Origin of the sequence: Dyella kyungheensis (genome assembly GCF_049913195.1) — a bacterium.
Taxonomy (GTDB): Bacteria; Pseudomonadota; Gammaproteobacteria; order Xanthomonadales; family Rhodanobacteraceae; genus Dyella; species Dyella kyungheensis.
On sequence record NZ_CP183983.1, the window covers coordinates 2,467,876 to 2,494,606 of the forward strand.

The following is a 26,731-nucleotide window of genomic DNA, read 5'->3' on the forward strand; positions in this document are numbered from 1 at the left end:
GCTTGATAGCCTCCCACGCTGCACGACATCAACGCTCGCGCGGAAGACCCAACGCGCGGATCACGTCTTCCCTGAGCAGATAAACCGAGACCACCAGCAGGACCAGGTCCTTCAGCAGGAAGGCCGCATTCATTGCCATCGCGGGAAAGCCGCCGGCGCCGGCATCCCAGCCATCGGGGACGAACGGAAGAATCGTCAGGGTGGAGATGAAAGTGGCGATGGAGCCGAGGGCACCCAACACGCCCAGCTTCTTGTTCCAGAAGCCCAGCAGCAACAACGAGCCGAACGTCCATTCCGCGGTGCCAAGGAGGATGGCGGTGCCGTGGATGCCCAGGACCGGGATCGTCCAGAAGATGAGCGGCCCGTGCGTGATCAGCGGCGCCAGTGCCGTGATCTCGGACTGGAACCATTTGTCGTAGCCGAACCACGCGAAGATGACGACCATCGCAGCACGAAGCAGGTGGTAATCGAAGTCTTTCTTCAACAGGCCGGATTTGGCGAGAAGCTGGAGGAGGGCGTTCATGGCTTTTCCTTCGTGAAATGGGTTGGCGGATGTCGTGTCGTACGAACCGGGCCGCCAGGGCGGCGTCACATCCGCTCGGCTCGATCTCTGCGACGGAGCCACTTTACGAAGAAGGGTTAAGACGATTAATATCGAATCGTCTCGATAATATGCTCAAACGTATCAACGGAGGTTGGCCATGTCTCCGCCGCTCGATTGGCTGAGCCGGTTGCTGGAAGTGACGCCGGTGCGCGGGCAGCTTGATCTGCGCTGCCAATACGGAGCGCCCTGGCGTATCGATCAGGGGGCTTTTGCAGACGGCGAGATGGCCTACCACATCGTGCTCAGTGGCTCGGCATCCTTGCTCGATCCCCATGGCGGGAGGCCCGAGGTACTGGAAGCGGGCGACATCCTGCTATTGGCCCAGGGTGAAGCGCATACCTTGCACGATGGCAGCGGAGCTCGCGCCAAGCCGGCCAAGCATCGCGTCGCCGCCAACCTCGTGTTCAGCCACAACGCAGGCAAGGGTGATCGCCTCGATATGCTGTGCGGACGTTTCGTGCTGTCGCCGCCGCATGCGCGGCTCCTGCGTCGCTATCTTCCGGCGCATCTCATCGCGCGCACCGGCGTTGCCGCGTCGACGACCGGCCAGGAAAGCGGCGCGGCGTTGCACAGCCTGATGGCGCTCATGCAAGCAGAGAGCGGCGCTGATTTCCTGGGTGGCCGCGCGATGCTCGACGCCCTGTCGACAGCCTTGTTTGCGCTGACGCTACGGTTTGCCAGCGAATCAAGGGAGGCGCCCGCGGGATTGCTGGCTCTGGCGGGATACCCGCGACTCGCTCCCGCGCTGGATGCCATGTTTCACCATCCTGGCCACCCGTGGACCCTTCCGCTTCTGGCGGAGAAGTGCAACATGTCGCGGGCGACGTTCGTCCGCCTGTTCCACGAAAAGCTCGGCATGTCGGCCAGCGACTTCCTGACCGATATTCGCATGACGCTATCGGCGAACGAACTCCGAACGACGACCGCCTCCACCGGCGCCATCGCGGAAGCCGTAGGCTATCAATCCGAAGCCGCCTTCCAGCGAGCCTTCAAGCTGCATATGGGCATGACCCCGGCGCGCTGGCGAAAGCAGGCGGGGCTTGAACAATCTTTGGCGTAGTGAGGAACGCGATGGTGGAGGCGGAAGCAAGTCTGGGCATTGAGGAGCTACGTGCTTACTGGGCTTGCCAGTGCACGCCAGGATCCACGGCACCGCTGCCCCAGGATATCGTGAAGACCTTGCTCGCCGGCCTGGGTCTGAACGTGCTGGAGACCTTGCGTTACTTGCACCATGAGCGGCCGAGCTATGCGCAATTCGAAGCCTGGATAGGGGAACGCCATGGCGGCGAACTGAATGACGCCGCGATCCGTCGCCTGCGGCGCGCACTGGCAGGCGAGAGTGTCGGCGCCGAAGTCGGCCATCTCGACGGCATCGAAGGACTGAGCGCGGACGACCTTGCGCACTGGCACGAGCATGGCTACGTCATTCTGCGTAACGCGATCAGTCAGCAGGCGGCACAGAGCGGGGAGATGGCCATCTACGAATTTTTGGGCATGGACCGCGACGATCCGGACTCCTGGTATCGCAACTCGCTAGGCCATTCGATCTGGGTGCCGTTGCTGCGGCATCCGGCACTGGCCGCGAATCGTCGCGCGCCACGCATTCACAAGGCGCACGCCCAATTGTGGGGGCGTGACGATCTTTGGGTGACCGTCGATCAGGTTGGATTCAATCCGCCCGAGCGAAAGGACTGGCAATTTCCCGGGCCGCATTTGCACTGGGACGCCACACTGGCCGAACCGCATTGCTTTGGACTGCAGGGTATCCTGTACCTCGCCGACGTCGATGAGGACCAGGGCGCCTTCAGCTGTGTGCCGGGCTTTCATCGGACGCTGAAGCCGTGGCTGGAAAGCGTCCCCGCGGGCGTGAATGCCCAAGATCACGCCCGTCGCACCCTGACCATGAAACCGATTGCCGCCAAGCGCGGCGACATGATCATCTGGCACCACCTGCTGCCGCATGGCAGCAGTCCAAACCGGGCGCGGCGCCCGCGCCTCGTGCAATACATGTCGCTGCACCCGACGCGCTTTGCCTACACCGCGGAATGGAAGTCGTGATGGCAACGACTCAGTCGTATGGGTGTAGGACAGCACTGTGCACTCGGCATCGCACTGGCTATGCCGAGGCCGACGTGCCGCGCCTGCTGGCAGGGTGAGACGACGTCCAGCGTCAATCCAGCGGACGCACCCAGATATTGCGGAAGCTGATCGCGCCCGAGGGATCGCCATGCGCCTGCAGCTTGATGGGGGCGTCCGCGTAGGGTTTGTACTTGGGCTTGCCGATGTAGAAGGTTTCGCCCGCCAGCTGGGTGTGGTTCTGCACGAGTACGCCGTTGTGCAGCACCGTCACGTAGCCCGGTGATTTCAGCGAGCCGTCGGCGGCGAATACCGGTGCGGTCCACACGACGTCGTAGCTCTGCCATTCGCCCGGCGGACGCATGGCATTGACCAGCGGCGGCGCCTGCTTGTAGATGCTGGCCGCCTGGCCATTGACGTAGGTCTTGTTGTTGAAGGAATCGAGGATCTGAACCTCGTAGCCCTCGTCGCCCGGTCCGGTGGAGGCGAGGAAGAGGCCGCTGTTTCCGCGCGCCTGGCCTTCGCCTGTGATGTCCTTGGGTACCTGCCATTCCAGATGCAGCTGGTAGTTGCGGAAGTGCTGCTTGGTCTGGATGTTGCCGCTGGCTTTGTCGACCGTCACCACGCCATCGTGCACTTTCCAGTGCGCCGGTAGGTGGTCTTTGGACGTCTCCCACTGACTGAGGTCGCGGCCATCGAAGAGCACGATGGCGTCGGACGGTGGTGCGGCATCCAGCTTGCCGGGTGTGATGACCTTGGGAACGGGTTCCCACTGTTCGGTTGCCTTCGGGTCGGTCGGCTCGGCTGCCTGCGCGTGCGCCGCGGCGCCGACGATGGCGAAAGCCAGCAGGTTGAGGGTGAGGGCGATGGACTTCATAGGTGTTCCCGTAGCAGGTTCATACCGTGCAGATGCGGACGGCGTCGGCGAATGAGGCGAAGGGGTCGGGGTTGGCGGGTGTGAATTCGTGTGCGATGAAACCCTGGAAGCCGGCGTCCGCAATCGCCTTGGCCACCGCGTGGTAGTTCAGCTCCTGCGTGCCGTCGATTTCGTGGCGGCCCGGCACGCCACCGGTGTGGAAGTGTCCGATCCAGGCCAGGTTGTCGCGCACGGTGCGGATCACATCGCCTTCCATGATCTGCATGTGATAGATGTCGTACAGCAGCTTGACGTTGGGCGAGGCCACGCCCTTCATCACCGCCACACCGAAGGCCGTGCTGTCGCCCTGGTAACCGTGATGATCGATCTTGCTGTTGAGCAATTCCACACAGAGCGTGATGCCGTTTTCCGCCGCATAGGGCGCAATCTTCGAGAGACCTGCGATGCAGTTGTCGCGCGCCTGCGCCTCGTCGATGCCAGGAACGCGGTTGCCGAACATGGTGATCAGGTTCTTGACGCCCGCACGTTTGGCCAGGGGAATGGTGTCTTCCAGTTCCTTCAGCAGCGCGGCGTGGTTGGCGGGATCGTTGAAGCCCATCGCGATGAAGTTCTCGCGTCGGGTCGGATAACCCATGGAAACCGCCAGGCCATGATCGGCAACGATCGACCATTCATCCACATGGACGAGGTCGACTCCCTGGAAGCCCAGCGGCCGAATGCGGCTGCACAACTGCGGCAACGACTCGTTCGACGTCCAGCGGCTCAACGATTGCCGCAGGCGTCCCGCACGCACATTTGCCGATGTGCTGTTCGATGAAGCAGGCGCCGACGCCAGCGCGGCCGTGGCGCCGAACGCCGTGGCAGCGGCGATGCACTTCAGCGCGGCTCGTCGGCTAAGTCCCAGGGACTGATCGCTCATGGTTCAGACAATCCAAGGATGTGCCGGTTGAAGTCGGCATCCGCTGCCGTGGCGACAAAATCGTCGAAGGCATGATCGGTCACCTTGATGATGTGCTGGCGGATAAAGGCAGCGCCTTCTTTCGCGCCGACCTGCGCATCCTTCAAACAGCACTCCCATTCGAGCACGGCCCAGCCCGGGTAATCGTATTGGGCGAGCTTGCTGAAGATCGCGCCGAAATCGATCTGCCCATCGCCCAGCGAGCGGAAACGCCCCGGGCGATCGATCCAGCTCTGATAGCCGCCGTAGACGCCGGCACGGCCATTGGGGCGGAACTCCGCGTCCTTCACATGGAACGCACGAATGCGCGAATGGTAGATATCGATGAAGGCCAGATAGTCCATCTGCTGCAGGACCATATGGCTGGGGTCGTACAGAATATTGGCGCGAGGGTGATGATCGACCGCATCGAGGAAACGCTCGAAGGTGACACCGTCATGCAGGTCTTCACCCGGGTGAAGTTCGAAACAGACGTCCACACCCGCTTCGTCGAACGCATCGAGGATCGGGCGCCAGCGCTTGCCGAGTTCAGCGAAGGCCTGGTCGATCAGGCCGGCAGGGCGCTGCGGCCAGGGATAGAACAAATGCCAGGCCAGCGCGCCGGAGAAGGTGGCGTGCGCCGAGAGCCCCAGATGCCGGCTCGCCTTCGCGGCCAGCTTGAGCTGTTCAACCGCCCATGCCTGCCGTTCCGGCGTGTTGCCTCGCAAGGCCGGCGGCGCGAAGCCGTCGAATAGCCGATCGTAGGCAGGATGCGAGGCGACCAGTTGTCCCTGCAGATGGGTCGACAATTCGGTGACGACCAGCCCGTGCTCCGCCAGCGTACCGGCGACATCGTCGCAATACGTCTTGCTCGCCGCTGCCTGTTCGAGATCGAACAGGCGACGGTCGTTCGAGGGGATCTGCACGCCGACAAAGCCCATCGAGGCAACCCACTGCGCGATGCTCGGCAACGTATTGAACGGCGCCTCGTTGCCTGCGTACTGGGCAAGGAAAATGGCCGGACCCTTGAGTGTCTTCATGCGCGCATACCTGGCAATCGCGTTGGCCCCATGGATCAGAGCGTCAATACCGTTTCCACCGCCCATGCGCGGCCGTTGCCGGCTTGGGCCAGCGGCACGTCGGCATGGAAGGCGCCCGGCACGGCGGAGTATTGCAGCACCTGCGTGCAGCCGGGTTCGGACATGAAGAAGCCCAGCATGGCGAGTTTCTTGGTCATCAGGACGAAATTGGCCGCCGACGCCTTCGTGCTGTCCGCCGGTTCGCTCAAGGCCTGTTCGTGCAACTTGCTCACCAGGGCCTTGCGCTGCTTCTCGTCGAGCTGCAGATACGGTTTTCCGCCGGCACGATCGAACGCTGCCAGCGAGGCCAGATAGCGTTGCTGTTCTTCATGGGTGTAGACACTGGTGAACATCTGGTCGATGAAGGCCGGCACGCCCGCATCGACTGCGCCAGGCGTATCGCTGCGCGGGATGATGATATCCACCACCGAGCTCACCAGCTGGTTCTGCGGCGTGCTGAAGAACTTCGGCGCGTAACCCGGCAGTTGCGCGGCGGCGTGCGCATCGAAGGTAGCCAGCAGCGACGGCGCCGCGAAGGCACCCATGGCCAGGGCCGAAAAACATTTCAACCATTCACGACGGTTCATGGCGGGGTCCTCAGATGTTGCCGCGCTTGAGTTCTTCGACCGCGTGGCTGGCTGCGCGCGCGGTCAGTGCCATATAGGTCAGCGACGGGTTCTGGCAGGCCGACGAAGCCATGCACGAGCCGTCGGTGACGAACACGTTCTTGCAGGCATGCATCTGGTTCCAGCCGTTGAGCACCGAGGTCTTCGGATCGCGCCCCATGCGCGCCGTACCCATCTCGTGGATGGCGGCGCCGACGTTGGCCTCGACCTGGTAGGTGCGCACATCGCGATAGCCGGCGGCCGTCATCATCTCGGCCGCATCGCTGAGGATCTCCTTGCGCATCTGCAGCTCGTTGTCGCCGTGCGCCACGTTGAAGTTGAGCACGGGCAGGCCGTACTTGTCCTTGCGTTGATGGTCCAGGGTCACGAAGTTGCCATGCGAAGGCAGCATTTCGCCGAAGCCCGACATCGAGATCTGCCACGGGCCGGGCTCTTCCGCGGCGCGCTTGAGTTCATCGCCGAGCAACGGCTGGTCGACCAGGCGTGCCCAACTGCGCCGGCTGGCGCCGCCCTGGTAGCCGAAGCCGCGCAGATACGAGCGCTTGTCGCCACCGACATTGCGGTAGCGCGGAATATAGAAGCCGTTCGGCCGCCGGCCGGAGTAGTAGCGATCCTCATGGCCATCCACCGAGGCGGTGACGCCGCCGCCGAACAGGTGATCCATGATGTTGTGGCCAAGCTCGCCGCTGTCATTGCCAAAACCATTCGGAAAGCGGCTCGAGGTGGAGTTGAGCAGGATGTGCGTCGTACCGAAGGTCGATGCGCACAGAAAGATCACCCGGGCAAAGTATTCGGTATGTTGGCCGGTTTCGGCATCGAGCACACGCACGCCGGTTGCCTTGCCTTTGACGTTGTCGTGGATCATCTCGTAGACGATCGCGTTCGGCACGATGGTCATATTGCCGGTGCGCTCGGCCGAGGGCAGGGTCGAGGAGTTGCTGCTGAAGTAGCCGCCGAACGGGCAGCCGCGCATGCACAGGTTGCGGTATTGGCAGGTGCCGCGCTGCGGGCTCTGGTCGTGCTTGAGCGGAGCGGACAGGTTGGCGGTGCGGCCAATGATCAGCTTGCGGCCGAACTTGTCCTCGATCCTGCCGCCGAATTCCTTCTCGACGCCGTTCAATTCCATCGGCGGCAGGAACTGTCCGTCGGGCAACTGGGCGAGGTGTTCGGTCGAGCCGCTCACGCCGATGAAATTCTCGACATAGTCGTACCAGGGCGCGAGGTCGGCGTAGCGGATCGGCCAGTCCACGCCCACGCCTTCCTTGCCGTTGGCCTCCAGATCCATTTCGCTGAAACGATAGCTCTGCCGGCCCCACATCAGCGAACGCCCGCCGACGTGATAGCCGCGGAACCAGTCGAACGGCTTGGTCTCCACATAGGGATTGTCGAGATCGTCGACGAACCAGTGCTTGGTCGACTGCGTGATGCCGTAGAAGGACGGCCGCGTATGCACGGGGTGGCGGCGGATATCTTCCTGCGTCGGTTCATCCGCGTAGGGCAGCTCCCAGGGCGCCTTCATCGCGGTGGGATACTCGCCATGCTTGACCATCGGGCCGCGATCGAGCACCAGCGTCTTGAGTCCTTTTTCGGTCAGTTCTTTCGCGGCCCAGCCGCCGCTGACGCCGGTGCCGACCACGATGGCGTCGTATGTGTTGTTTGCCATGGGAATCCTGAATCGTCGATGGGAATGCGCGGTTCAGCGCAGCGGTCGCAGATAGGCGTAGTCGATGCGCGCCGCTTCGAGCTGGCTCACGCGACTGAACGGACCTTCCTGCTCGACAAAGCAATGCTTGAGACCCGACGCATCGGCAGCGGCCATGATCGGCCGGTAATCCACCGTGCCGCGCCCCAGCTCCGCGCCCGGAAACTGGTTGGGCGCGGGCGAAGCAAGAAAATCCTTGGCATGCATCAGGGGAATGCGCCCGGGATACGCCTTGAAGTAATCCACCGGGTTCTTGCCACCGGCATGCACCCAGCCACAGTCGAGTTCGAGCTTGACCAGGTTCGCATCGGTTTCACTCAGCAGCACATCGTAGAAGGTCTGCCCGTTGCCGACCTCGGTGAACTCATGATGATGGTTGTGATAGGCGTACTGCAGGCCGGCCTTCTTCGCCTTTTCGCCGATCTGGTTGGCGAACTCGGCGGTGCGCTTGGCGTCGTCGCGGGTGTAACCCGGTTCACTCTTGTCGCCTTTCAGCTTGGCCATGTAAGCAGGCAGCATGCTGCTGACAAAGTACGACGTGCCAAGCGTATGCGCCGCTTCCAGGCCGGCATCGACGCCGAGGCTGTCGAAATGCATGCTGGGGCAGGCGAGCCCGGCCTCGTTCAACTGATCGCGCAGCGTCTTGGCGGTCGAAGTGATGATCGCCTCGATCTCGCTGTAACCGATGGACTTGAGCGTCCTCAGCGTGCCGTTCGGATCGTCCTGATACGCCTTGAGCACCATGTACAACTGGATGCCCAGCGGCTTGCCCGCAGCGGCGGCAAGAAGCCTGCCCGGGCTGGCGGCGGCGAGCCAGGCGGCGCCGCCCAGCAATGCGGATCGAGCCAGGAACTGCCTGCGGGTCATCATCAACGATTCTCCTGGATGGCCGAAGGGTGGGGGAGGGAGATCAGACGGTGCTTGCAACGGCACGCGCGACGGCCGCCTTGCGGTCCTTGAACAGCAACACGAACAGCACCAGCACGAAAGCGGCGCATGCGCCGGCAATCAGCCAGATGCCATGCCAGTCGTGCATGACGCCGCGTTGCGCGGTGGGATGCGCATAGGCGTCGACGACCACGCCCGACAGCCACGAGCCGACGAACATGCCCAGGCCGTAGGTGAGGAACGTGATCAGACCCTGGGTGGCGGCACGCAGCGCCGACGGTGCCTCGCGATCGATATAGATCTGGCCGACCACGAAGAAGAAATCGAAGCAGATGCCGTGCAGGATGATGCCCAGCCAGAACATCCACATCAGCTGATCCGCATTGCCGAAAGCGAAGAAGGCATAGCGCAGCACCCAGGCCAGCATGCCGACAGCGAGCATGTACTTCACGCCCAGGCGCCGGAAGAACCAGGGAATAAGCAGCATGCACAGCAGCTCCGACATCTGCCCGCCGGTCATCTTGCCGGCAGCGTTGACCACGCCTGCCTCATTGAGGAACAAGTTGGTGAAGGCGTAGTAGAACTGCAGCGGAATGCAGATCAGGAACGATGCCAGCGCGAATACCGCCATCGAGCGATCGCGCAGCAGATGCAGCGACTCCAGCGGCAATGCGTGTTGCCAGACGAAGCGCTGGTGGCGTGCCAGCGGCGGCGTGGCGGGCAGGGTGATGCAATACACCGCCATCGCCACCGACAATCCTGCCGCCAGATGCAATGGCGACGCGGTGGCCTCCACGCCCCAGGTGCCGACGATCAGTCCGACGACGATCCAGCCGATGGTGCCGAACACACGGATGGCGCCGAACTCTTCGCGCGGATCGTCGATGTGGCGCATGGCGAGCGAGGTGGTCAGCGCCAATGTCGGCATATAGCAGAGGCTGTAGATCAGCAGCACGGCGTAAAGCAGGGCGAAGGCCTGCTGTTGCGCCGCCAGCACCAGCAAGGCAGCGCCGAGCAGATGCAGCACGGCCAGCACGCCACGCGTATCGAACAGGCGGTCGGCGAGCAGGCCGACAAACAACGGCGAGATCATCGCGCCAATGGCGGTAGTACCGGCGATCGCGCCGATCTCCTGGCCGCTGAAGTGCAGCGTCTTGCCGAGCCAGGTGCCGACGGTGACGTACCAGGCTCCCCAGATCGCATATTCGAGCAGCATCATCAAGCGAAGGCGCCACTTCATGCGGGTGTCCCTGTAGTGAGTTGCGATTCGTCAACGTGTTCGACTGGCTGCCAGATGCCACCGGAGGCGTCGCTGCGGAGCATGGCGTCGATCACCAGGCTGTTGCGGTAGCCGTCGGCGAAGGTTGGCAGCGCGGCAGGCTTGTGTTCCGGCCGGGCACCCTCGCCGATCCATCGGTACGCGTCGGCGATCAGGTTTCGAAAGGCATCCGCCCACGCCTCCGGATGACCGGCCGGCAGATGCGCATAGCTGCGTGCGGAAGGATCGAGCCGGGCGGGATCTTTCGCGATCAGCGCATTGGCCTGCGCGTGATGACCCAGCCACAGCTCGTTGGGTTGCTCTTGCCGCCATGCCAGCGATGCCTGGCGGCCGTTGACCTCCAGGCGCAGATCGTTCTTGTGCCCCGGCAAGACCTGGCCGACCACGAGGGAGCCGCGCGCGCCGTTGTCGAAACGCAGCAGGACACTCGCGAGATCTTCGCTGGTGATCTTCACTTCGCGTCGCGCTGTGTCGGTCGATGCATCGAAGGCCCGGCTGGCGGTCGCCGCCACCTGTCGAAGAGGTACGGCGGTATGCAGGTCGGCCAGTACCGCGACGATCCGTGAGCCGGTCACATGCTCGGCCAGATCGCACCAGTGCGAGCCGATATCGCCAAGTGCAGAGCTTGCGCCTCCCAGACTCGGGTCGAGGCGCCACGAGTACGTGCGCTCGTCGGTCAACCAGTCCTGCAGGTAACAGCCATGCACGAACACCGGCGCACCAAGTTCGCCATTGGCGATCATGCTTCGCGCCTGCTGGACCAGCGCATGGCCGCGATAATTGAACGTCACCACGTGGGCCAGGCCGGAAGCGCGCGCGGCTTCGAACAACTCACGGCTTTCCTTGGCACTGCTCGCCAGCGGTTTATCCGAGATCACATGCTTGCCGGCGCGAAGCGCGGCCAGCGAGACCTCTTTATGCAGGTGATTGGGGGTGGTGTTGTGCACGACGTGCACGGCCGGATCATCGAGCAGGCGTTGATAGTTCTCGTACGCGCGTCCCACACCCAGTTCAGCGGCGCGCCGCTGGGTCGACTCGGGGCTCGATCCGGCAACGCCGATCACGTCGACGTTGCCAAGGCGGCGAACCGCATCGAGGTGATGCGCCGCAATGAAGCCGGGACCGACCAGCCCCATGCCAAGCCTGCTCATCGAGCGCACCCGGAGGCGTTGCAACTGCGATGGCAACGGCCGCGCACAGGCGCTGCAAGCGGTGCTCTAGCCATGCACGATACGGGCCGACCCGACATGTCCCCTCCGACGCGATGCTGCGCTCAAGAAATGTATTCGATTACATTTATCCAGCCACTTGCACTTCGGTGCCACTTGCCCTGCGTCTAAAAATGTCTAAATATCGCGGGAAAGCGGCGGGTTTATGTAACAGATGTGCAAACGCCGGTGCAATGCTTTCATGTAATCCATTACATTGCGGCGCAGCAAACGAAGGCATTCGCCCGTGAACAAGCGCCTCGGCAAACAGGTGGCAGGCCGACTGGCGGTGGTATGGTCGCCAGCGCAGGCGCAACAAGGAGGGGTACCGGTGAGTGGAGATGGCTCCAAGACCAAGCGGCCGGGCAAAGGCTCAGTGGCCAAGCTGGCGAAGCAGCCCGCGCGCGTGCGCACGGTCAAAGAGATTGCCGCTGCCGCCAATGTTTCGGTCGCCACCGTCTCTCGCGCCTTGCAGCGCCCGGAGATCGTCAGCGAAAAGACGCGCAAGCACATCCACGACGTGGTCAGGCGGCTGGGCTACACGCCCAACGCACTTGCGCGCAACCTGCGCACGGCGCGCACGCGGCTGATCATTGCCTTGCTGCCGGATATCGCCAATCCATTCTTCTCCGAGGTGATCCGCGGCATCGAGCAGGTAGCGCATGAGAGCGGCTATTGCGTGCTGTTGGGCGAAACGCAGGGCAGCCTGGTCCGCGAACAGTCCTATGCCGACATGGTGGCTGCGCGCCAGGCCGACGGCATCATCACCATGTCTCCCCGGGTGCCGTCGATTCCGATCCAGGGTCGGCTTCCCGTGGTCAATGCGTGCGAATACGTCAAGGACGCGCATATCTCCAGCGTCTACGTGGACAACGTCGCCGCTGCGGGTGTGGCGGTCGACTATCTGTTGATGCTGGGTCATCGCCAGATCGCCTTTGTCGGCGGTCCGCCGGCCAGCCCGATCTGCGTGGATCGCGAGCAGGGTTATCGGCTTGCCCTGCAACGCGCCAAAGTGCCGACCAAACCCGCATTGACGGTTTCCGGCGATTTCTCCATCGAGGCCGGCGAGCGGGCCATCGAATCGCTGCTCTCCCGCGGCCAGGCATTCACGGCGGTGTTCTGTGCCAACGACGAGATGGCCATCGGCGCCATGCGCGCCCTGAGCGCGCGGAATCTACGCGTACCCGACGACGTGTCGGTGGTCGGCTTCGACGATATCCGCTTCGCCCGCTACACCACGCCGGCACTGAGCACTGTCGCCCAACCGAAGAACGCACTGGGGCGCGAAGCGATGAGCATGTTGATCGAACTGCTCAACGATCCCGAGGTACCACCCCGCAAGCGCATCCTGTCTGCGGAATTGATCGTACGAGGTTCGACCGCGCCGCCGCGCGCCGCGAACAAATAACGCTCACCATTTCATCTTGATGCCCTGATCCCATTGTGACCAGAATGCAGCGGATCGGATATCGATATTCAACCCGGGATTGCAACGCATGACGGACGAATCGAAGATCGCGAAAGAAGAGCAGGACCACCGCGCCGCAGGTGATTCCGCGGATACGCCGATGGGCGGCAAGATCTCACGCCGCGAATTCCTCACAGGCACCGCCATTGCCGCGGCCGGCCTGATGATAGTGCCTCGCCACGTCCTGGGCGGACCCGGCCATACGCCGCCCAGCGATCGATTGAACATCGCCGGTATCGGTGTCGGCGGCATGGGCATGCACAACATGCGCGCCCTGGCCGGCGAGAACATCGTCGCGATGTGCGATGTGGACTGGCACTACACGGACAAGTCCTTTCACGGGATGGTCGACGGCCTGGAAAAAGCGCAGGCACGCCTGGACAAGGCGCAGACCGCTAAAGAACGCCAGGCGCTGCAGGACGAGATCACGCAGACCAGGCTGCTTGCCGGCAAGTTCAATGCGATCAAGCGCTATACCGATTACCGCCGGATGCTCGAACAGCAGAAGGACATCGACGCGGTGTTCATTGCGACGCCAGATCACCTGCATGCCGTGATCGCCAGCGCGGCGATGAGCCATGGCAAGCACGTCTATCTGCAGAAGCCGCTCACCTGGTCGATCTCCGAAGCCCGCGAACTGTCCAGGAAGGCGAAAGACAACCCCAGGCTCGTCACGCAGATGGGAAACCAGGGTCACTCGACCGACGACGCCCGCTTGATCAACGAGTACATCGCTGCCGGAACGATCGGCGATGTTCGCGAAGTCCACGTCTGGACGAATCGCCCGCTTGCCTACTGGCCGCAGGGGATTCCACGTCCGCAGACACGACCGCAGCCGGACGACGCCAACTGGAACGAGGGCGCGGTGATGGATCGGCTCGCCAACGCCATGGTCGGCAACTATCCGAAACCGGAAGGGCTGGCATGGGATCTCTTCCTTGGCCCGGGTCCCGTCGTCGACTATCACCCCGTGTATCACCCGTTCAACTGGCGCGGCTGGGTGGATTGGGGCGTGGGCGCCATCGGCGACATGGGGGCGCACCTGATCGACTCCCCGTTCTGGTCATTGGACCTGGGCTTTCCGACCTCCGTGGAAACCGTCTCGACGCCGTTCAACAAAGCGTCGCACCCCATGGCGACGATGACGCACTACGACTTCCCCGCACGCGGCAACAAGCCACCGGTGAGGCTCACCTGGTACGACGGCGGTCTGCTCCCGCCAGGGCTGCACGCATTGGGAGCCGATCAGATGAGCAAGGACGGCGGCGTCCTCTACGTTGGCGACAAGGGAAAACTGATCCACGAGACCTACGGCGCCAACCCGCGCCTGCTGCCGCAATCGCTGCACGATTCGGTGGGCACGCCTCCGCAAACGTTCGCGCGCATCAAGACCTCGCACGAAATGAACTGGGTGGATGCCTGCAAGGGAAGGGCAGAAGCATCGTCGCCGTTCTCGTATGCCGCACGACTGACGGAAGTCATGCTGCTGGGCGTCGTATCCCTTCGTGCGGGCGGCAGGATCGAGTACGACGCGGCGAACATGCGCATCACCAACATGCCAGAGGCCAATGCGTTTCTGCGTCGCGAGTATCGTGACGGTTGGGCCGTCTAAAGCAACGAGACGGCTCCATGTTGGGCGTGGGCGGATCGGCACGCCATGATCTTCTGCTCGCCATGAGTGGGTTGCGGCGCTGCATTTCAGCGCATACTTCGACGATACGTGGACGGATGCGCGATTAAGCGTGCACTAGTGGAACGTTGTTCAAGACCGGGCAGCCTTGAGGTCCGCGTGCGTCTTGAGGCAGACGGGCAGGGTTGTCCATCGCAAAATATCGCCAGGTAATCGCATGATTATGCGATGCGGCTGCATGACTGAAGCACTCCCTTAGGTCGTGCTATTAAATCGAGCTTTCTCCTTCCCGATGATTCTTCACATAAGTGATGGTTGCGCGAATAAACGCGCAACGCTTCCGCGATGAACTGTTTTTCTTCGCGCAAGGCATTGGTACGTCCGGCGAGCATCGTGTTAGCGTCACTGATGCCGCCGGGTGGCGGCTAACCAACTCAATGGAGTGACGTTATGAATACGCTAGATGCCAAGATCGATGGCGTGGTCGACGAAAGCAATCCTTTCGCGATTCAGATGGACGGTCCGATGCAAAAGGACGCACTGACCGGCGTTTTGGAAATGAAGCCGATGGGATTCCCGCAGGATGCTCGCTGGTATTACAGCGGGGGTTGAGCGGGGACTTGCTTGGCTGAGTTTCTGTTCTAGCGACACAGCGCCGTCCCTCCGAGGGGCGGCGTTTTGCCATCAGGGATGAACCTATGCTCAAGGCAGAGATCGCACTGCATGACCTGTCACATCAGCCGGAGTGGCGCGAGGGCGCGCTGACGATAGGCGGGAGCCGGATAGAACCGTACGCGCACTCCGCGCTGGAAACGCTGTTCGCGCATACGGAGGGCCAGTGGATCTTCGTGGTCCGGGAGCGTCACGCGAGCATGTCGTTGCACGCGAATGTGATCGATGGCCCTCTCGATGCGCAGCACTTTGCCGAACTGCATCGCGCGTGCGTCATGTGGCCGCTTGACTACGTGATGATCGAGGTCGCGAAGGCGGGCCATCGAATAAAGATCCGGGCCGGGATGTATGGCGCCGCGCCGCTTTATTGCCGTGCGAAGACCAGCGCGCTCACGCTTTCCTGGGACCTCGCGGATTTTCTGGCCGGGCCCGTTTCGATCGACCTCGACATTGCCAGTCGCTTTCTCGCGCTCGGCTCGATCTACTCGGCACAGCACATCTGCTCCGGCATCACCATGCTCACCGAGCGGGCGATGCTCTTCGCGGAGCCGGGAAAAGCGCACTATCACTATCCTGCGGCTATCGATACGAGCGCGCAGTCACCGGAGCCCCTGGATGACGCAGAGGCAGACGAGGCGTTCGGGAAGATCCTGCACGGCATCGTTTCATCGCGCCCCACATCAAGTGGTCGTATCGCGACGGAGCTCAGCGGCGGCATGGACTCGGCCACCGTTGCCTGCGCACTGACGAAGGCATACGGCGTTGTCGCCAGCAAGGGCATCCTGCTCGACGGGGACGAAAGGAAGAGCCAGGTCGCGCGCCGGACGAAGATCGTGGAGCGACTCCGCCTGATCGATGAAACCGTGGACATCGATGCCCATCTGCCGACGCTGGATCTGCAGCCTGGCGAGACGAGGGTGTATCCCCATGCGGAACTGTATCTCGAAGCGTTCGACAGCCTCTGGGGGAAGGCCAGGGCACAGGGATGCGCGTTGCTTTTCACCGGCGTCGGTGGCGATGAACTGTTTCCGACCTACCAGAGCGAGACAACACGGCATACGGACACCAGCGGCGAACTTGTCGAGCAAGCCAGATACCACGCGACCGGTCTGCTGACGTCCCGCGCGCAGGCTGCCGTTGATTCGTCGCGCCTGTTCGATGCTCCCGCGGGACCGATTCCCGTATCCTCGCTTCTCGCAGGAACATGCCAGGCGCCACACTTGCTTCGGCACGGCTTGTGGCCGGTCAATCCGTTGAGCGATCCACGGCTGGTGGCCTTCTGCTATCGGCTTCCACCCGCAAGCCGCCATCGCCGCGCCGTGATGCAGAGATACCTTGCCGCGAGTTTAGGTGCGGATGTTTTTCCACCGAACTATGCCAAGGAGACGTTCTCCGCGGTACTTCCGGCGCTGATTTCCCGCCAGGAGCAGAGCCTGGCTTCGCAGTTGCGGGAATGTGCGCTGGCGGATCTCGGCCTGGTCGACCACGGCGCCGTCCTTGCACTGCTAAGAGAGGTCGCTGCCACGCGTAGCGATGCGCCCGCCGCGCCATTGATCTCCTTTCTGTGGCTGGAGCGATTTGTCAGGCAACTGGCCTGAAAGGCGCATTTCGACGTATGGCAAGCCTTGCAATTCCCGTTAGCGCGGGAGCAGGGGTTTGTGCTCGCGCGCCGCCTTCCCCGATGAGTTACCGCCCGATTCGGAAGAGGAAACACTAACCTCGATTTCTTAGGTAGACCGGCAAGCGGCCACGCCAGCACGCTTACTGCCAGCGCAGCCAGCCGCGCCTATCGATGCTTCATCGAGCATCCCTCTTCATTGCAGCGTTTAGCAGTCGCGGGTCGCCAAGAGCTTTGCGCCTGGGTGATTCAATGCTCCGCTGCCGGCTCGCCCAAACGGGGCAAACCCCCGCCTTACGAACGGCGATCGCAGGCCAAGCGGTCCACGACCCTACGAATCCAGGGGGCAGCAAACAACACTACCGGCAACATGACGAGCACAGACACGGACCAGGATCGTAGCCAGTGCTGTATGAAATCACCCGGCGATAGCGACGGAAGATTGGCAATGGCTGCAGCCACCATGCATGTGAGGATCGATTGGATCACGCCATATACGTAGTGGCTGTTTCGAGTGGAAATCCCAAGCATGGTGGTGTCTACGCAGTAGTCTGATAACCGCGGGCAATTACTCGACCGCGAGTTTGCGAAACACTTCATGGGAGTTTCGCTCGACCCAGTTGTGCTGCAGCAATCCATCTTCGCGAACGTGCCAAATCGCGGTGCCACTCATGTCGATTGGCGATTGACAGGCCGCAGTCCCTAGGAAACCGTTGTTCTTTCCCGTCACACGCCACCGCGATGCGACGCGATCACCGCTTTCGTTCTGGAACGTTTCGACGATGTGGAACTCGAAATCGTTGATCTTCGAAAGGAATGTCGCCACCCATTGCTTGAATTCCGATCGGGAGTGGATGTCAATGCCACCGGAGGTGATGACGAAGTCCTCGGCCACCAGTTCGTCGATGGCATCGGGATTGCGCGATTGCCACACTTCGCGCCAAAAATGGTTGACGATGTCAACCGACGTGATCTTGCTCATGACTTTGTCTCTCTTGCTGGATGAAGGAGCGGCTTCCCGCCTATCGCTGCGCAGGATCGGACGCTCGGCTTTACGGACCTTTCGCGCACGAGGCACTGGTGATAAGCGGCACGGCAATGTTTTCAACGTGCTCGGACCGGCCGAAGCAACCGTCATGGGGGCGTCGGTAGGTTCCAGAGGCGGCCGGGAAAGCAATTGCCTTGGCGATGTCGCGATGCGAATCATCCGGCATGGGTTAGCGGCGATGAAGTCGCTATGGCTTCACTTGGCAGGTGAAAAATTTCCCATGCCGCTCTGCGCGCGCAACGAGCTTAGGCTTGGCGAACCGCGCACGCGATGGCGCGGCTAATTACGGCGCCGCGATGGAGCCGGCCTCGGCATCGTCGATACCCAACCCTTCCCGAAGGCAGGCAGTGATAAACGGCATGACGACGCGAACGATGGGGACGTGACGCAGGTCGCTGTGAACGGCCAGCCAGACTTCACGAACCAAGGGAACGTATTCCTCGTCCTCGATGCGAGACAGCCTGGCGTCGTAGTCGCCGACGAAGAAGGGCAGGTTGATGACGCCTGCGCCGTGGCGTGCAGCCTGATATTGAACCTCGAGACTATTGCTCTGCATGACCAGCGGCCGCCCTCCGAGCAAACCGCGCAACCATTGCTGTTGCTCCGATAGCTCCATGCTGTCGTCGTAAGCCAGAAAGCCGCGCGTACGGGGCTCATGCGTGTCCAAATAGTCTTTGGCGCCATACAGCCAGAAGTTGAGGAGGCCGATCTTTCGCGCAACCAAGTCCGGCTCGGTGGGGCGACTTAGCCGAATCGCCAGATCGGCTTCGCGACGGGGCAGGGAAGCGATTCGCGTCTCGGTGATCAGACGCAGGCGGATGCCAGGATGTTGCTGCTGGAATTCATGCAGGCGTGGGGCGATCAGCCAAGCCGTCATCACCGGCGGGGCACTGATCGAGATCTCGCCCTTCAGTAGTTCCTGACCGGCTTGCGCCGCGCGCTCCACCGCAAAGACCTCTTCCTGCATGCGTTGCGCCATGGCGGCAATCCGTTCGCCATCGGCCGTCAGGTAGTAGGCGCGTGCGCGACGATCGACAAGCTTGAGCTTGAGCTCGTGCTCCAGTGCCGCGATGCGTCGAGATACGGTCGCATGCTCGACGTTCAGCTCCCTTGCCGCCGCCGATAACGATCGATGGCGAGCAAAAGCCGCGAAACAATGGAGGTTCTCCCAGTCGAGCATGGGAATTTCTTAACATCGCATGTTAGGTAACAGGGAATTTATCACAAGCACCAACAAGCGAATGATGGCTTCACGCCAGCGCCACGCCTGTCACCCCCGACGCTCGCCCATTCGCTTTGCCTGGTTGGAGCATGACATGCCGAACAAAACCAATACGGCTGGCCTAGAGCTTTTCCCGCAAGCTTATCGGCGGCCAGTGGGCCGATGCGATCAGTGGAAAGACCAGCCTGAGCGTCAATCCGTATAACCAGCAACCGTGGGCGGTCGTTCGGGATTTCTGAGGACAGCGATCTGAATGCCGCGGTCAACGGTGCCATCAGCGGCATCCTTCGGCCTGGCATACCAACGTGCAGAGAGCGCATCGGGTTGCCGCGAAAGTGCGCGCTGGTACCGTCTGGCCCAATGCCTATCGGATCGTTGCGAACGGTGTATGCGCCGCAGAAAGAGCCTGAACCTGGGCGAGACTTGCCAGACGGCGATCTACGGATTGCAAGCAACCTAGCCAAGCTCCGTGAGCACACACGTCATAAATCCCTGAGCCAAGGTGCGCCACATCACTACCGAACACTATGACCGCCCCACCATTGTCCTGCACTGGCTCAGCGCCGCGCTCGTGATCATGCAGTGGGTAATAGGCCGCATGACGGGCTTGTTGCCACGTGGGCCCGTACGGATCGATATCTGGTCGGTGCACGTCTTGCTCGGCGTTTGCATCACCTTGGTATTGATCGCCCGCATCGCCTGGCGCTGTTCGCGAGGCCGCCGACTTCCAGGCAAGGGGACGCCTGTCGAACGTGTCGCTGCCCGCATCATGCATGGCGCGCTGTATACCGTGCTCGCCATCGTCCTCGTCCTCGGCTTCGCCAATACTTATGTGCACGGCTTCCCGTTATTCAGCATGTTGACCTTGCCCGGCAAACAGGGCATCGCCACGATCCTTTCGGTAAATAGGTGGCATAGCCTTGCCGCCAACGTATTGGCCGCTCTGATCTTCCTGCACACGCTCGCCGCCTTGTTTCACCATTACGTGTATCGCGACGGTGTACTCCGTCGGATGCTCTGACGCTTTAGCGCCATCAGTGGAATCACGTCCTCAGGAGACCGCGGATCAGCGGTAGCATGGCACTGGCCTTGCGTTAGATGCCGGCGAGGTTATATCAGGCGCGAGTGAACGATTGGAGCTCGTTAGCCGCTCACCACGGGGCAACTTTGTTTGAGCCCCGAGCCCTCACGCTCGCCTGCGGTCACGCGGACATCCATCTCGCCTAACCCTGACAGACGATGACAACCCTGCTTGTTAGGGTCGGTCAGTCATTCGCGCTGTCGTGTTGCGCGGTCTCGCGAATGACCATGACTACCAAGTCATGAGGCGCGGGCCGTGAGTGCAACCAACACCCACGACCCGCTAACCATCACCAACTCATACGGAAGTTGATATGGCTACCCGCGATCATACGGCACGCATTCGCTCGTCCGTTCCCCTTGACGACACTCTCACTCCTCCGCCTGGCGACTCGTTATCCACGGCGGCGGCATGGCCCGAAACCCTGCGCCACGGCACTCGCGGTGACATCGCCCTGGCGGTACTCGCCCTCACGCGCCTGCGTGTCGACAGCGAGCAATGCCGCCACGCGCAGGCACGGGGATTCCCCGGCAGGCCGCTGTCTTGGCCGCTTCCCGTGGCCGTCTCGGCCAGCCTGGGCACGGCCATCCACTGCCTTCAGCAGTACGCCCGCCTGCTCGCTGACGAGCCTCGAGTGAACACCACACGCCTCCGATGATCGCCGTTACGGCGCATCGGCCTTCATGGCGATGCGCCACATTCGGGCGATCACCGACGAAGCTGCCAAGCATTCACTGACACGGAGCGCTGTAAGCGCCTATCCGCTGCGCGGCCGTGTCCGACAGGGAGGAACCACCATGGAACTGATCCAGCTCACCCCGCACTCGGAAGTTGACCCCTCGCAACCCCTGCGAGCCCCCGGCGACATCCTGCTGCACGCCTACCTCATCCCCAACGCACTCAACCCCGCCCAACTCGCCCGCCGCACCGGCATACCCGCCCATCACATCAAAGCCTTCATCGCCGACACCCACCCGATTACCCCCAAGATCGCCATCCGCCTTTCCCTCGCCTTCGACACCACCGCCTTCTACTGGCTGGCACTTCAGGCGCGGTACGATCTGGAAAGGGCGAAACCTGTGGTGTGTGCTTATCGTCCGCTTGTTGACTAAGGGCAAACGCACGACAGGCGAACAGGACCGACAAATGGGACGTAGGTAGTTAAGCCCCATCGCCATTGCTCGAATTAACCACCTCCGTCCTGTTTGCTCTGCGCGCTCAACCAGTCAACGCAACACCCCAATACCAGGCCAGCAGAAGGCCGCTGCAATGGCCTACGGACCCCGGATTCGCTCTTCGAGAGCCACAACACTGGAAGTGCCTCGATTTCAGGGAAAAACCAACGTAACGGCAGAGCAAGATCGTTAGGCGGGCAAATGAGGATATCTAGATCCTAGAAATAACGACGAAAACCATCTGTTCAAAGTGTTGCGTTGACCGGCTGAAACGGCAACCCAAAGCAGACATTGGGGCAGGGCGATTAGGGCAAGTTATCGGGGGTAGGGCGGGACCGCCTCTTGGCCATGAGTGCGCATTCGGCCACTGGCCATCTCGGCAGGCCTTCGTCAGACCATTCGCTGAATTGCCGGCCAGAGCTGTGCCCTAGAGACTCAAGCACTATCGAGAGCTCGACCGATCGGGACGAGAACGACTTAATTGAACGCGCAATGTTTAGGGAAGGAAGCCCGAATCTAAACTTGTCAGGAGCAAGCTTAGCTCGTGCATGAACCAAGCCCGATGTAGCCATCTTAGCAAACAGCAGAGACACTCTGACGCGCACTCGGCACCATCGGGCGAACTGCGGATCCCTAGGTACCGACGCGGACAGCTGCAACGCTGGGTCCAAGCACCGCAGGTCAGTATGGAGAACGAGATGGAAATCGAAAGCAACACGGATTGGTTAGAATGGCCAAATCATCCCGATCCGGCCGACGTTTACTTCTTCGCACAAGACTTGCTTACGGAGCTCGCTCGCCGTTTCGAGGAGAGGTTTTTTCCTAAACCACGTCGATTGCGGTTCGCTTTTGTCACCGATCCTAACGTGATTGCCCAGGCCGTGACGCCATACGCGGGCCAGGAGCATCGAGTCGAATTTTCACAGGAGCTTCCCCGGCGCCTCTTTGAGAGTGCATGGGGCCTCGTTGACTTGTTGTCCGGGGCAAGAGCCGACCACCCGTCCGCAAAGGCTTTGGTAGAAGCTTTTCCCGATCTTTTCCCAAGCGGGGTGATGACCACGCCTTATGAGCTTACTCCGCAACAAATGTTACTCGAAGTCTTTTCAGCCACACTCACTTGGCTATTTGGTCACGAGGCAGCCCACCTTCTCCAAAGGCACGCAGCAGTGCGGTCAGCACACCTCAAGGCGGGCAATGACGTCGGAAAAGACGGGCAACGTGACCTGATTGCCGTCGGCAGTATCCTCTCTGCTGGGAGTCGGTCTCCCCTGAGAGGTCGAGATGCGCTCATCTTCCATGCGACCGAGTTAGCTGCAGACTTGGAAGGGCTTAGCCTTGCCATGTTTTATCGCGACCCCACACGTCAGGGGGCATCCGCTGAGATACTGGCGCCCGCACGAATCTATTGCTTGGTTGCAGGATCGGCATTGGCTTTTACGCACTTTTACGACCTTCTATCCAAAGGTGACCTGTCCGCAGAAGCGGAAGGCCAACACCCGGATCCAACCGTCAGGCTTATGGTGTTGACTCGTAACGCCGAGGAGCTACTCAGACAGAGCTCCGTCCAAGCCGTGGCGCCGTGGACAATGGACATAGAATCTGTCGAGCGGCTCCTTCAGTTCGCCGAGTGCGCCGTTAGCGCCGCTCAGAGCATTCAGCACGGCGGGCCGCCCCTATTGCCGATTTTTTCCCGCATGCTCAGCGAACAAAAACAGGTCAAGCGTTACTTTGAATCGCTAGAGCCGGTATGGACTGACCTTCGCCCATCTATTGTGCAGGCGTATTTCGGCCCGGATCCGCGCGGAATCATGTACTTGGCCAGGAAGCAATGATCTGGTTACGACAGTCCATATGCTGGTGATAAAGGATGGTGATTGCCCAGATGCTGGGGAAGGCGCCATTTGCGCTACTGGTCCCATCCGGGCGGTGACCGGCTGATTAGCCCGTGTTATCGAGGGTAGCTGCAGTTACAGCACAAAACATCTTCAGCGCGACCTTCCGCGCTCGATTCTGGCGAGCAGGTGGCGTGGGGATTCGGTCGTTGAACGCCTGAGTTAAGCCGAGCGGCTGCGTGGACGCGGCAATGGTTTAATCAGTGCGAGTCGTCGCCGACGTCTGGGGATAAAGAAGTTGAGTTGCGTGATCACGGGTGCGGCCGCGGCCTTGTAAGCCTCCGCAGGTACATGCCCGCGGTCACCAGCACCACGTGCATTCGGAAGGTGCTGTGGTCCTGATCGGAAAGACCCGGGTGCGCACCCTGCGTGTGGAGCATCTTGAATAGGCCGTTTACGTAGGCTTTGCCATCGCTTGACCACTCGTTACTGCCGGCATCTAGGAAACGTTTAGACGCCAGCATGGCTCGCCGGTTCTCTGAGGTAGCTAGCTGCGAGGCCTGCTGCGAATCGATGTGTCGGGCGATGTCGTCGAACAGCCCCTCCATGAAGACTCGTAGCTGTCCGTTGCACGCAGCCCAGTCGCCGCGGGCATGGGCATCGATTGCCTGGTCGAGGTGGCCGAGCGGTGTGGCGAAGCCAAACTGCTTGAGCAGGTGGTGCACTTCGTCATCCGTTGCCGGCAGCCGGATCTCGCCGGGGAGCGCGGCGCGGATGGATGCACGCTGGCCGCCGTTTGCGGGTGGCACCAGCACGAAGCCGTCGCGCGCCAATCCTCGCAGGAAGTCTGTATGAATCGCGCCGACTGAAGCTGGCTGTGCCAGCTGGGCCGCTTCGCGTACGACCGCTTCCGCCAACGTCACAGGCCCGTCCACCGTCTGTAGCACTTGGTCGGCTCGCGCCACCACGATTTTGCCCAGCGCTGCGATCTTCTTGCCCACGCTGACCGTCGTGTCCTGTGACACGTCGTTCTCGAGCTCGAGGCGCACGACCATTTGGTTGAACCGAGCCTGCGTGTGCTGTTCGAGCAACTCCGTCGCGGCAACAACGGTGGGGCGAGAGAAGGGGCCTTGGCGCATGGGTCGGAAGAGTTCCTGGACAGGCGTGAACGGGAATGACGAATCGTGAACAGCTAGAGTGTGTGGCGTGCAAGGAAGTCTCGGAGGATCTCGATGCGAATGGCCTGGACGCTGACCAGTTGTGGATCCCACCGGCACAGTACGCCGGTCACCTGAGCCATGTCGGGGGACCAGGGTCGACCCGCCATGCCGCATTCGACACGACGCGTATTCCACAGCAACGACCCACTCATGCCGGGCGGCTCGGACAACGGCGCGCCACCGCTCGGCCTCACACTTTGAGCCTTCTCCGTTGAGTAACCGACCAAAACATAATTGGCGTGCAGATCGCTTACCGTCGACGGGTTCCGTTCCTGTGCGAGCAGCTGGGTGGCGTGGCTGGACAGAGTATTAAAGTAGAAGTGCGAACGCTGTTGTGGAAAACCCGCAACGAACAGCAACTCGCCCGCGACCGGCGCATGCTGCCGCGCCAGCCGCAAAGACGGGACGGCGACCGCTTGATGGGGCCGTGCATTCCACACGTCGTCGGGGATGTGCCAAATCGCAGCATCGACGGGATGCTTTTCGATTCCCGTGGGCATGCCGGCAAGACGAAAGACATCGTCGCACCCATGAAACTGGTGGGCGAACTGACGGGTTTGCCAGTCATTCAGCACATGCTCGTTGCTGATCAGCCAGCGCTTGCCAGCAAACTCCAGATAGCCGCCAGTGCCCTCCAGCGCGCCTTCGTCGTTGCTGATCACGTGTGAGATCGGGGTTACGTACGGCAGGCAATAATCCTGCATTGCCTCGGCGGTCTCGCGACACAGCGCGCGCCACCAGGCCCGCAGCTCGGGGCTCACGTCGTCTTGATGAGCTATTTCCACGGTTCGGTCCTGGAGCCTATGGAGGTGACAAAATTGTGTTCGGCGATCGCGACGCATTCGGCCACCAAGGCGTCCAGCACCACCTCGATCTTGGAAAAGTCGTATGGACCGTCGGCACCGCGAAGGTCGAGGAATGCCTTCATAAACTGCGTCTTGTGCTCGAGCTCGCCTTGGTAACTTTCGGAGGACTTGTTGTACGGCCCCCACCGCACCACGGGCTCCGGTAGACCGGGCTGCGTGAGGTCCAGGTAGCACTCGATCGACGCGGCGCGCTGGTTGATGTTGGCGCGCTTGCGTCCCGACGGTCCGACCGCCATTACCTGCTTGAGTGCTTTCAGGTCCGGCAGCTTCATAGCGCGCATGTTCGGCGGCAGCGTCAGCTTCTGGGTGTCGCGCCACTTCGCGACACCCTCGGCATCGTTGTCGTACAGCAGAACGGTGTTGTTGAGGATGCCGATGCTGGCCAGCCCCTGGGTGAACCGATACAGGTTGCCGGTGCCAGCAAAGGGATAGCCATCTTCCATGTCCACGAAGCGGAAGAAGTCGGCGATGTGCGGCCGTAGCAGATGCAGTGCTTTCTGCAGGATCTTCGCGTCCGAACTACCCTCGGTTACGATCAGGAACTGTTGATCTGGCGCGGCGCCGGGCTGGAATTCCTCACGCTCTGCCCAGCCTGCCTCTACCAGGGGCGCGTAATCCCACGACACGTCAAGTGCAAGATTGGCAGGGTTCTCCGCCAGCAGCCGCAACGCGCCGCTGGCGCCGAAGTTATCGAGCAGCAAGTCCACTTCCCAGTGATCCGGACGCGGACCGGATAGGTAATGCTGGTGGCGCTCGGAGGACAGCGCCAGGCGTTTGATGATCTCCTTGCGCACGAACTCACCGGGATCGTAATCCTCGCTGTACTTGCCGCTAACCTGGGTGACGTCGACTTTCGCCAGCGCCCGACGCAGCGTGGCGAAGGGGATGGGCTTGTCCGTCATACCATGCATGCGATGTAGGCGCGTGTAGTGATGCTCGACGGCGCGCACGGTGTAGCCCATTAGCTGCAGACGATCGCGCACGTGGCGCAACGGCTTGCCGAACCCAGGTTCCATCCGCGCGACCGGCTCGCTTTCCGGATCGTCTTCATCCTCGCTGTAGGTCGGAATGGGCTTGAGGTCGCCCGCCTGAAACAGCGCTCCGTGGTCAGAGAAGAAGTTGTTTTTGCCCCAGTCGACCTCTAGCTTGCCGACGGCCAGGCAGATCATCGTGCCCATAAGAAAGTCCGAGTCGGGAAGGGGAGTGGTTCGAGCGTAGACATCATGTCTTCGAACTCTGCATACAGCATCCGCGCCAGCGCGACTGCGTCGCCTTGTTGAGGCAGCGAAGACGGCTCGTGGAGGATCTGCATGCTCATGGCATTGAAGTTCTTGAGTGCGTTCATCGGCAGGCTGATTGAGTAGCCGGCTTGGCGGTGCGTGAACGGTTGGAGGCCAAGCGTGGACAAAGAAATTGAGGTCATCGCTGAGGCGCCCACGCCCCGACCCAGTACTGCGCCCGCGCCATGCGGTCCGGAAGCTCGAGCTTCTTTAGCGTCTCAGGCAGGCCAGACAGCCCTTTATGAGGCCCCCGCCACTGCGACGCAGAAACACATCTCACTCGGTGCGAGCGGGGAGGGGTAGGGCATAGCCGCTCATGTTTCGCCTGAATATCGAATACATT

At 61.7% G+C, this 26,731-nt stretch carries 26 protein-coding genes; 10 read left to right on the top strand and 16 right to left on the bottom strand.

Annotation, left to right across the window (positions count from 1 at the left end; genetic code table 11):
• Positions 1-28 precede the first annotated feature (28 nt).
• Positions 29-523 carry a YkgB family protein gene (locus tag ACN9MB_RS10990; protein WP_426271851.1) on the bottom strand — a complete coding sequence of 165 codons (495 nt, stop codon included), beginning with the start codon at positions 521-523 and terminating at the stop codon, positions 29-31.
• Positions 524-701: 178 nt separating this feature from the next.
• Between ACN9MB_RS10990 and ACN9MB_RS10995 the strand changes: the two genes are divergently transcribed.
• Entirely contained in the window at positions 702-1,664 is a 963-nt protein-coding gene (locus ACN9MB_RS10995; RefSeq protein WP_426271852.1) for an AraC family transcriptional regulator, read from the top strand.
• A 110-nt stretch (positions 1,665-1,774) separates the two neighbouring features.
• On the top strand, positions 1,775-2,662 hold the full coding sequence (locus tag ACN9MB_RS11000; RefSeq protein ID WP_426271853.1) for a phytanoyl-CoA dioxygenase family protein: 888 nt from the start codon (positions 1,775-1,777) through the stop codon (positions 2,660-2,662).
• 112 nt (positions 2,663-2,774) lie between these two features.
• Here ACN9MB_RS11000 and ACN9MB_RS11005 read toward each other — a convergent pair whose 3' ends face one another.
• The 8 genes from ACN9MB_RS11005 to ACN9MB_RS11040 are packed head-to-tail and all read right to left on the bottom strand — an operon-like array spanning position 2,775 to position 11,219.
• Positions 2,775-3,557 (bottom strand): 3-keto-disaccharide hydrolase, encoded by a 783-nt coding sequence (locus ACN9MB_RS11005; protein ID WP_426271854.1) that lies wholly within the window; start codon positions 3,555-3,557, stop codon positions 2,775-2,777.
• Positions 3,558-3,576: 19 nt separating this feature from the next.
• Entirely contained in the window at positions 3,577-4,476 is a 900-nt protein-coding gene (locus ACN9MB_RS11010) for a hydroxypyruvate isomerase family protein (RefSeq protein ID WP_426271855.1), read from the bottom strand.
• Positions 4,473-5,534 (bottom strand): sugar phosphate isomerase/epimerase family protein, encoded by a 1,062-nt coding sequence (locus ACN9MB_RS11015; RefSeq protein ID WP_426271856.1) that lies wholly within the window; start codon positions 5,532-5,534, stop codon positions 4,473-4,475. The genes ACN9MB_RS11010 and ACN9MB_RS11015 overlap by 4 nt, the downstream gene beginning before the upstream one ends.
• A 35-nt stretch (positions 5,535-5,569) precedes the next feature.
• Complete coding sequence (locus ACN9MB_RS11020; protein WP_426271857.1) at positions 5,570-6,160, bottom strand: gluconate 2-dehydrogenase subunit 3 family protein; 591 nt, start codon at positions 6,158-6,160, stop codon at positions 5,570-5,572.
• Between the two features lie 10 nt (positions 6,161-6,170).
• Positions 6,171-7,862: a GMC oxidoreductase gene (locus ACN9MB_RS11025; RefSeq protein ID WP_204636582.1), complete on the bottom strand. Its 1,692-nt coding sequence runs from the start codon at positions 7,860-7,862 to the stop codon at positions 6,171-6,173.
• Between the two features lie 33 nt (positions 7,863-7,895).
• Complete coding sequence (locus tag ACN9MB_RS11030; protein ID WP_426271858.1) at positions 7,896-8,771, bottom strand: sugar phosphate isomerase/epimerase family protein; 876 nt, start codon at positions 8,769-8,771, stop codon at positions 7,896-7,898.
• Positions 8,772-8,811: 40 nt separating this feature from the next.
• The gene (locus ACN9MB_RS11035; RefSeq protein WP_426271859.1) at positions 8,812-10,029 is read right to left on the bottom strand and encodes an MFS transporter; all 1,218 of its coding nucleotides are present in this window, start codon (positions 10,027-10,029) and stop codon (positions 8,812-8,814) included.
• Entirely contained in the window at positions 10,026-11,219 is a 1,194-nt protein-coding gene (locus ACN9MB_RS11040; protein WP_426271860.1) for a Gfo/Idh/MocA family protein, read from the bottom strand. The genes ACN9MB_RS11035 and ACN9MB_RS11040 overlap by 4 nt, the downstream gene beginning before the upstream one ends.
• 304 nt (positions 11,220-11,523) lie before the next feature.
• Here ACN9MB_RS11040 and ACN9MB_RS11045 point away from each other — a divergent pair, with 304 nt between their 5' ends.
• The 4 genes from ACN9MB_RS11045 to ACN9MB_RS11060 all read left to right on the top strand — a co-directional run bounded on the left by ACN9MB_RS11045 (position 11,524) and on the right by ACN9MB_RS11060 (position 16,644).
• The gene (locus ACN9MB_RS11045) at positions 11,524-12,684 is read left to right on the top strand and encodes a LacI family DNA-binding transcriptional regulator (RefSeq protein ID WP_426271861.1); all 1,161 of its coding nucleotides are present in this window, start codon (positions 11,524-11,526) and stop codon (positions 12,682-12,684) included.
• 88 nt (positions 12,685-12,772) lie between these two features.
• A complete protein-coding gene (locus tag ACN9MB_RS11050) occupies positions 12,773-14,356 on the top strand; it encodes a Gfo/Idh/MocA family protein (RefSeq protein WP_426271862.1) in 1,584 nt (527 codons plus the stop codon).
• Positions 14,357-14,824: 468 nt separating this feature from the next.
• Entirely contained in the window at positions 14,825-14,986 is a 162-nt protein-coding gene (locus tag ACN9MB_RS11055; protein WP_204636578.1) for a hypothetical protein, read from the top strand.
• An 86-nt stretch (positions 14,987-15,072) separates the two neighbouring features.
• A complete protein-coding gene (locus ACN9MB_RS11060) occupies positions 15,073-16,644 on the top strand; it encodes an asparagine synthase-related protein (protein WP_426271863.1) in 1,572 nt (523 codons plus the stop codon).
• A gap of 314 nt (positions 16,645-16,958) precedes the next feature.
• On the opposite strand, the gene ACN9MB_RS11065 is transcribed toward ACN9MB_RS11060, so the two are convergent.
• The 3 genes from ACN9MB_RS11065 to ACN9MB_RS11075 form a co-directional block, all read right to left on the bottom strand.
• A complete protein-coding gene (locus ACN9MB_RS11065; RefSeq protein ID WP_426271864.1) occupies positions 16,959-17,303 on the bottom strand; it encodes a DUF2798 domain-containing protein in 345 nt (114 codons plus the stop codon).
• A complete protein-coding gene (locus ACN9MB_RS11070; RefSeq protein WP_426268856.1) occupies positions 17,233-17,646 on the bottom strand; it encodes an ester cyclase in 414 nt (137 codons plus the stop codon). Before ACN9MB_RS11070 ends, ACN9MB_RS11065 begins: the two co-directional genes overlap by 71 nt.
• A 349-nt stretch (positions 17,647-17,995) precedes the next feature.
• Entirely contained in the window at positions 17,996-18,892 is an 897-nt protein-coding gene (locus ACN9MB_RS11075) for a LysR family transcriptional regulator (RefSeq protein WP_204636572.1), read from the bottom strand.
• A 544-nt stretch (positions 18,893-19,436) separates the two neighbouring features.
• Between ACN9MB_RS11075 and ACN9MB_RS11080 the strand changes: the two genes are divergently transcribed.
• The 4 genes from ACN9MB_RS11080 (at position 19,437) to ACN9MB_RS11095 (ending at position 23,022) form a co-directional block, all read left to right on the top strand.
• Entirely contained in the window at positions 19,437-19,955 is a 519-nt protein-coding gene (locus tag ACN9MB_RS11080; RefSeq protein ID WP_426268857.1) for a cytochrome b, read from the top strand.
• A gap of 373 nt (positions 19,956-20,328) precedes the next feature.
• Positions 20,329-20,673, top strand: a complete 345-nt coding sequence (locus ACN9MB_RS11085; RefSeq protein ID WP_426268859.1) for a hypothetical protein — start codon at positions 20,329-20,331, stop codon at positions 20,671-20,673.
• Between the two features lie 139 nt (positions 20,674-20,812).
• Entirely contained in the window at positions 20,813-21,127 is a 315-nt protein-coding gene (locus tag ACN9MB_RS11090) for a HigA family addiction module antitoxin (RefSeq protein WP_426268860.1), read from the top strand.
• Positions 21,128-21,888: 761 nt separating this feature from the next.
• Positions 21,889-23,022 (top strand): hypothetical protein, encoded by a 1,134-nt coding sequence (locus tag ACN9MB_RS11095; RefSeq protein ID WP_426268861.1) that lies wholly within the window; start codon positions 21,889-21,891, stop codon positions 23,020-23,022.
• A gap of 311 nt (positions 23,023-23,333) precedes the next feature.
• Here ACN9MB_RS11095 and ACN9MB_RS11100 read toward each other — a convergent pair whose 3' ends face one another.
• From ACN9MB_RS11100 to ACN9MB_RS11115, 4 genes are read right to left on the bottom strand one after another with little or no spacing between them, the layout of a single operon-like run.
• Positions 23,334-24,161 (bottom strand): hypothetical protein, encoded by an 828-nt coding sequence (locus ACN9MB_RS11100; protein ID WP_426268862.1) that lies wholly within the window; start codon positions 24,159-24,161, stop codon positions 23,334-23,336.
• A gap of 53 nt (positions 24,162-24,214) precedes the next feature.
• Positions 24,215-25,027 (bottom strand): hypothetical protein, encoded by an 813-nt coding sequence (locus ACN9MB_RS11105; RefSeq protein ID WP_426268863.1) that lies wholly within the window; start codon positions 25,025-25,027, stop codon positions 24,215-24,217.
• Positions 25,018-26,286 (bottom strand): HEPN/Toprim-associated domain-containing protein, encoded by a 1,269-nt coding sequence (locus ACN9MB_RS11110; protein WP_426268864.1) that lies wholly within the window; start codon positions 26,284-26,286, stop codon positions 25,018-25,020. The genes ACN9MB_RS11105 and ACN9MB_RS11110 overlap by 10 nt, the downstream gene beginning before the upstream one ends.
• Positions 26,274-26,531, bottom strand: a complete 258-nt coding sequence (locus ACN9MB_RS11115; protein WP_426268865.1) for a hypothetical protein — start codon at positions 26,529-26,531, stop codon at positions 26,274-26,276. Before ACN9MB_RS11115 ends, ACN9MB_RS11110 begins: the two co-directional genes overlap by 13 nt.
• Positions 26,532-26,731: the final 200 nt, after the last annotated feature.

Coding starts and splice junctions, on each gene's coding strand:
- ACN9MB_RS10990 (WP_426271851.1), bottom strand. CDS start 523: ATGAACGCCCTCCTCCAGCTTCTCGCCAAATCCGGCCTGTTGAAGAAA.
- ACN9MB_RS10995 (WP_426271852.1), top strand. CDS start 702: ATGTCTCCGCCGCTCGATTGGCTGAGCCGGTTGCTGGAAGTGACGCCG.
- ACN9MB_RS11005 (WP_426271854.1), bottom strand. CDS start 3,557: ATGAAGTCCATCGCCCTCACCCTCAACCTGCTGGCTTTCGCCATCGTC.
- ACN9MB_RS11010 (WP_426271855.1), bottom strand. CDS start 4,476: ATGAGCGATCAGTCCCTGGGACTTAGCCGACGAGCCGCGCTGAAGTGC.
- ACN9MB_RS11015 (WP_426271856.1), bottom strand. CDS start 5,534: ATGAAGACACTCAAGGGTCCGGCCATTTTCCTTGCCCAGTACGCAGGC.
- ACN9MB_RS11020 (WP_426271857.1), bottom strand. CDS start 6,160: ATGAACCGTCGTGAATGGTTGAAATGTTTTTCGGCCCTGGCCATGGGT.
- ACN9MB_RS11025 (WP_204636582.1), bottom strand. CDS start 7,862: ATGGCAAACAACACATACGACGCCATCGTGGTCGGCACCGGCGTCAGC.
- ACN9MB_RS11030 (WP_426271858.1), bottom strand. CDS start 8,771: ATGATGACCCGCAGGCAGTTCCTGGCTCGATCCGCATTGCTGGGCGGC.
- ACN9MB_RS11035 (WP_426271859.1), bottom strand. CDS start 10,029: ATGAAGTGGCGCCTTCGCTTGATGATGCTGCTCGAATATGCGATCTGG.
- ACN9MB_RS11040 (WP_426271860.1), bottom strand. CDS start 11,219: ATGAGCAGGCTTGGCATGGGGCTGGTCGGTCCCGGCTTCATTGCGGCG.
- ACN9MB_RS11050 (WP_426271862.1), top strand. CDS start 12,773: ATGACGGACGAATCGAAGATCGCGAAAGAAGAGCAGGACCACCGCGCC.
- ACN9MB_RS11055 (WP_204636578.1), top strand. CDS start 14,825: ATGAATACGCTAGATGCCAAGATCGATGGCGTGGTCGACGAAAGCAAT.
- ACN9MB_RS11060 (WP_426271863.1), top strand. CDS start 15,073: ATGCTCAAGGCAGAGATCGCACTGCATGACCTGTCACATCAGCCGGAG.
- ACN9MB_RS11065 (WP_426271864.1), bottom strand. CDS start 17,303: ATGGATTGCTGCAGCACAACTGGGTCGAGCGAAACTCCCATGAAGTGT.
- ACN9MB_RS11070 (WP_426268856.1), bottom strand. CDS start 17,646: ATGAGCAAGATCACGTCGGTTGACATCGTCAACCATTTTTGGCGCGAA.
- ACN9MB_RS11075 (WP_204636572.1), bottom strand. CDS start 18,892: ATGCTCGACTGGGAGAACCTCCATTGTTTCGCGGCTTTTGCTCGCCAT.
- ACN9MB_RS11085 (WP_426268859.1), top strand. CDS start 20,329: ATGGCTACCCGCGATCATACGGCACGCATTCGCTCGTCCGTTCCCCTT.
- ACN9MB_RS11090 (WP_426268860.1), top strand. CDS start 20,813: ATGGAACTGATCCAGCTCACCCCGCACTCGGAAGTTGACCCCTCGCAA.
- ACN9MB_RS11095 (WP_426268861.1), top strand. CDS start 21,889: ATGGAAATCGAAAGCAACACGGATTGGTTAGAATGGCCAAATCATCCC.
- ACN9MB_RS11100 (WP_426268862.1), bottom strand. CDS start 24,161: ATGCGCCAAGGCCCCTTCTCTCGCCCCACCGTTGTTGCCGCGACGGAG.
- ACN9MB_RS11110 (WP_426268864.1), bottom strand. CDS start 26,286: ATGGGCACGATGATCTGCCTGGCCGTCGGCAAGCTAGAGGTCGACTGG.
- ACN9MB_RS11115 (WP_426268865.1), bottom strand. CDS start 26,531: ATGACCTCAATTTCTTTGTCCACGCTTGGCCTCCAACCGTTCACGCAC.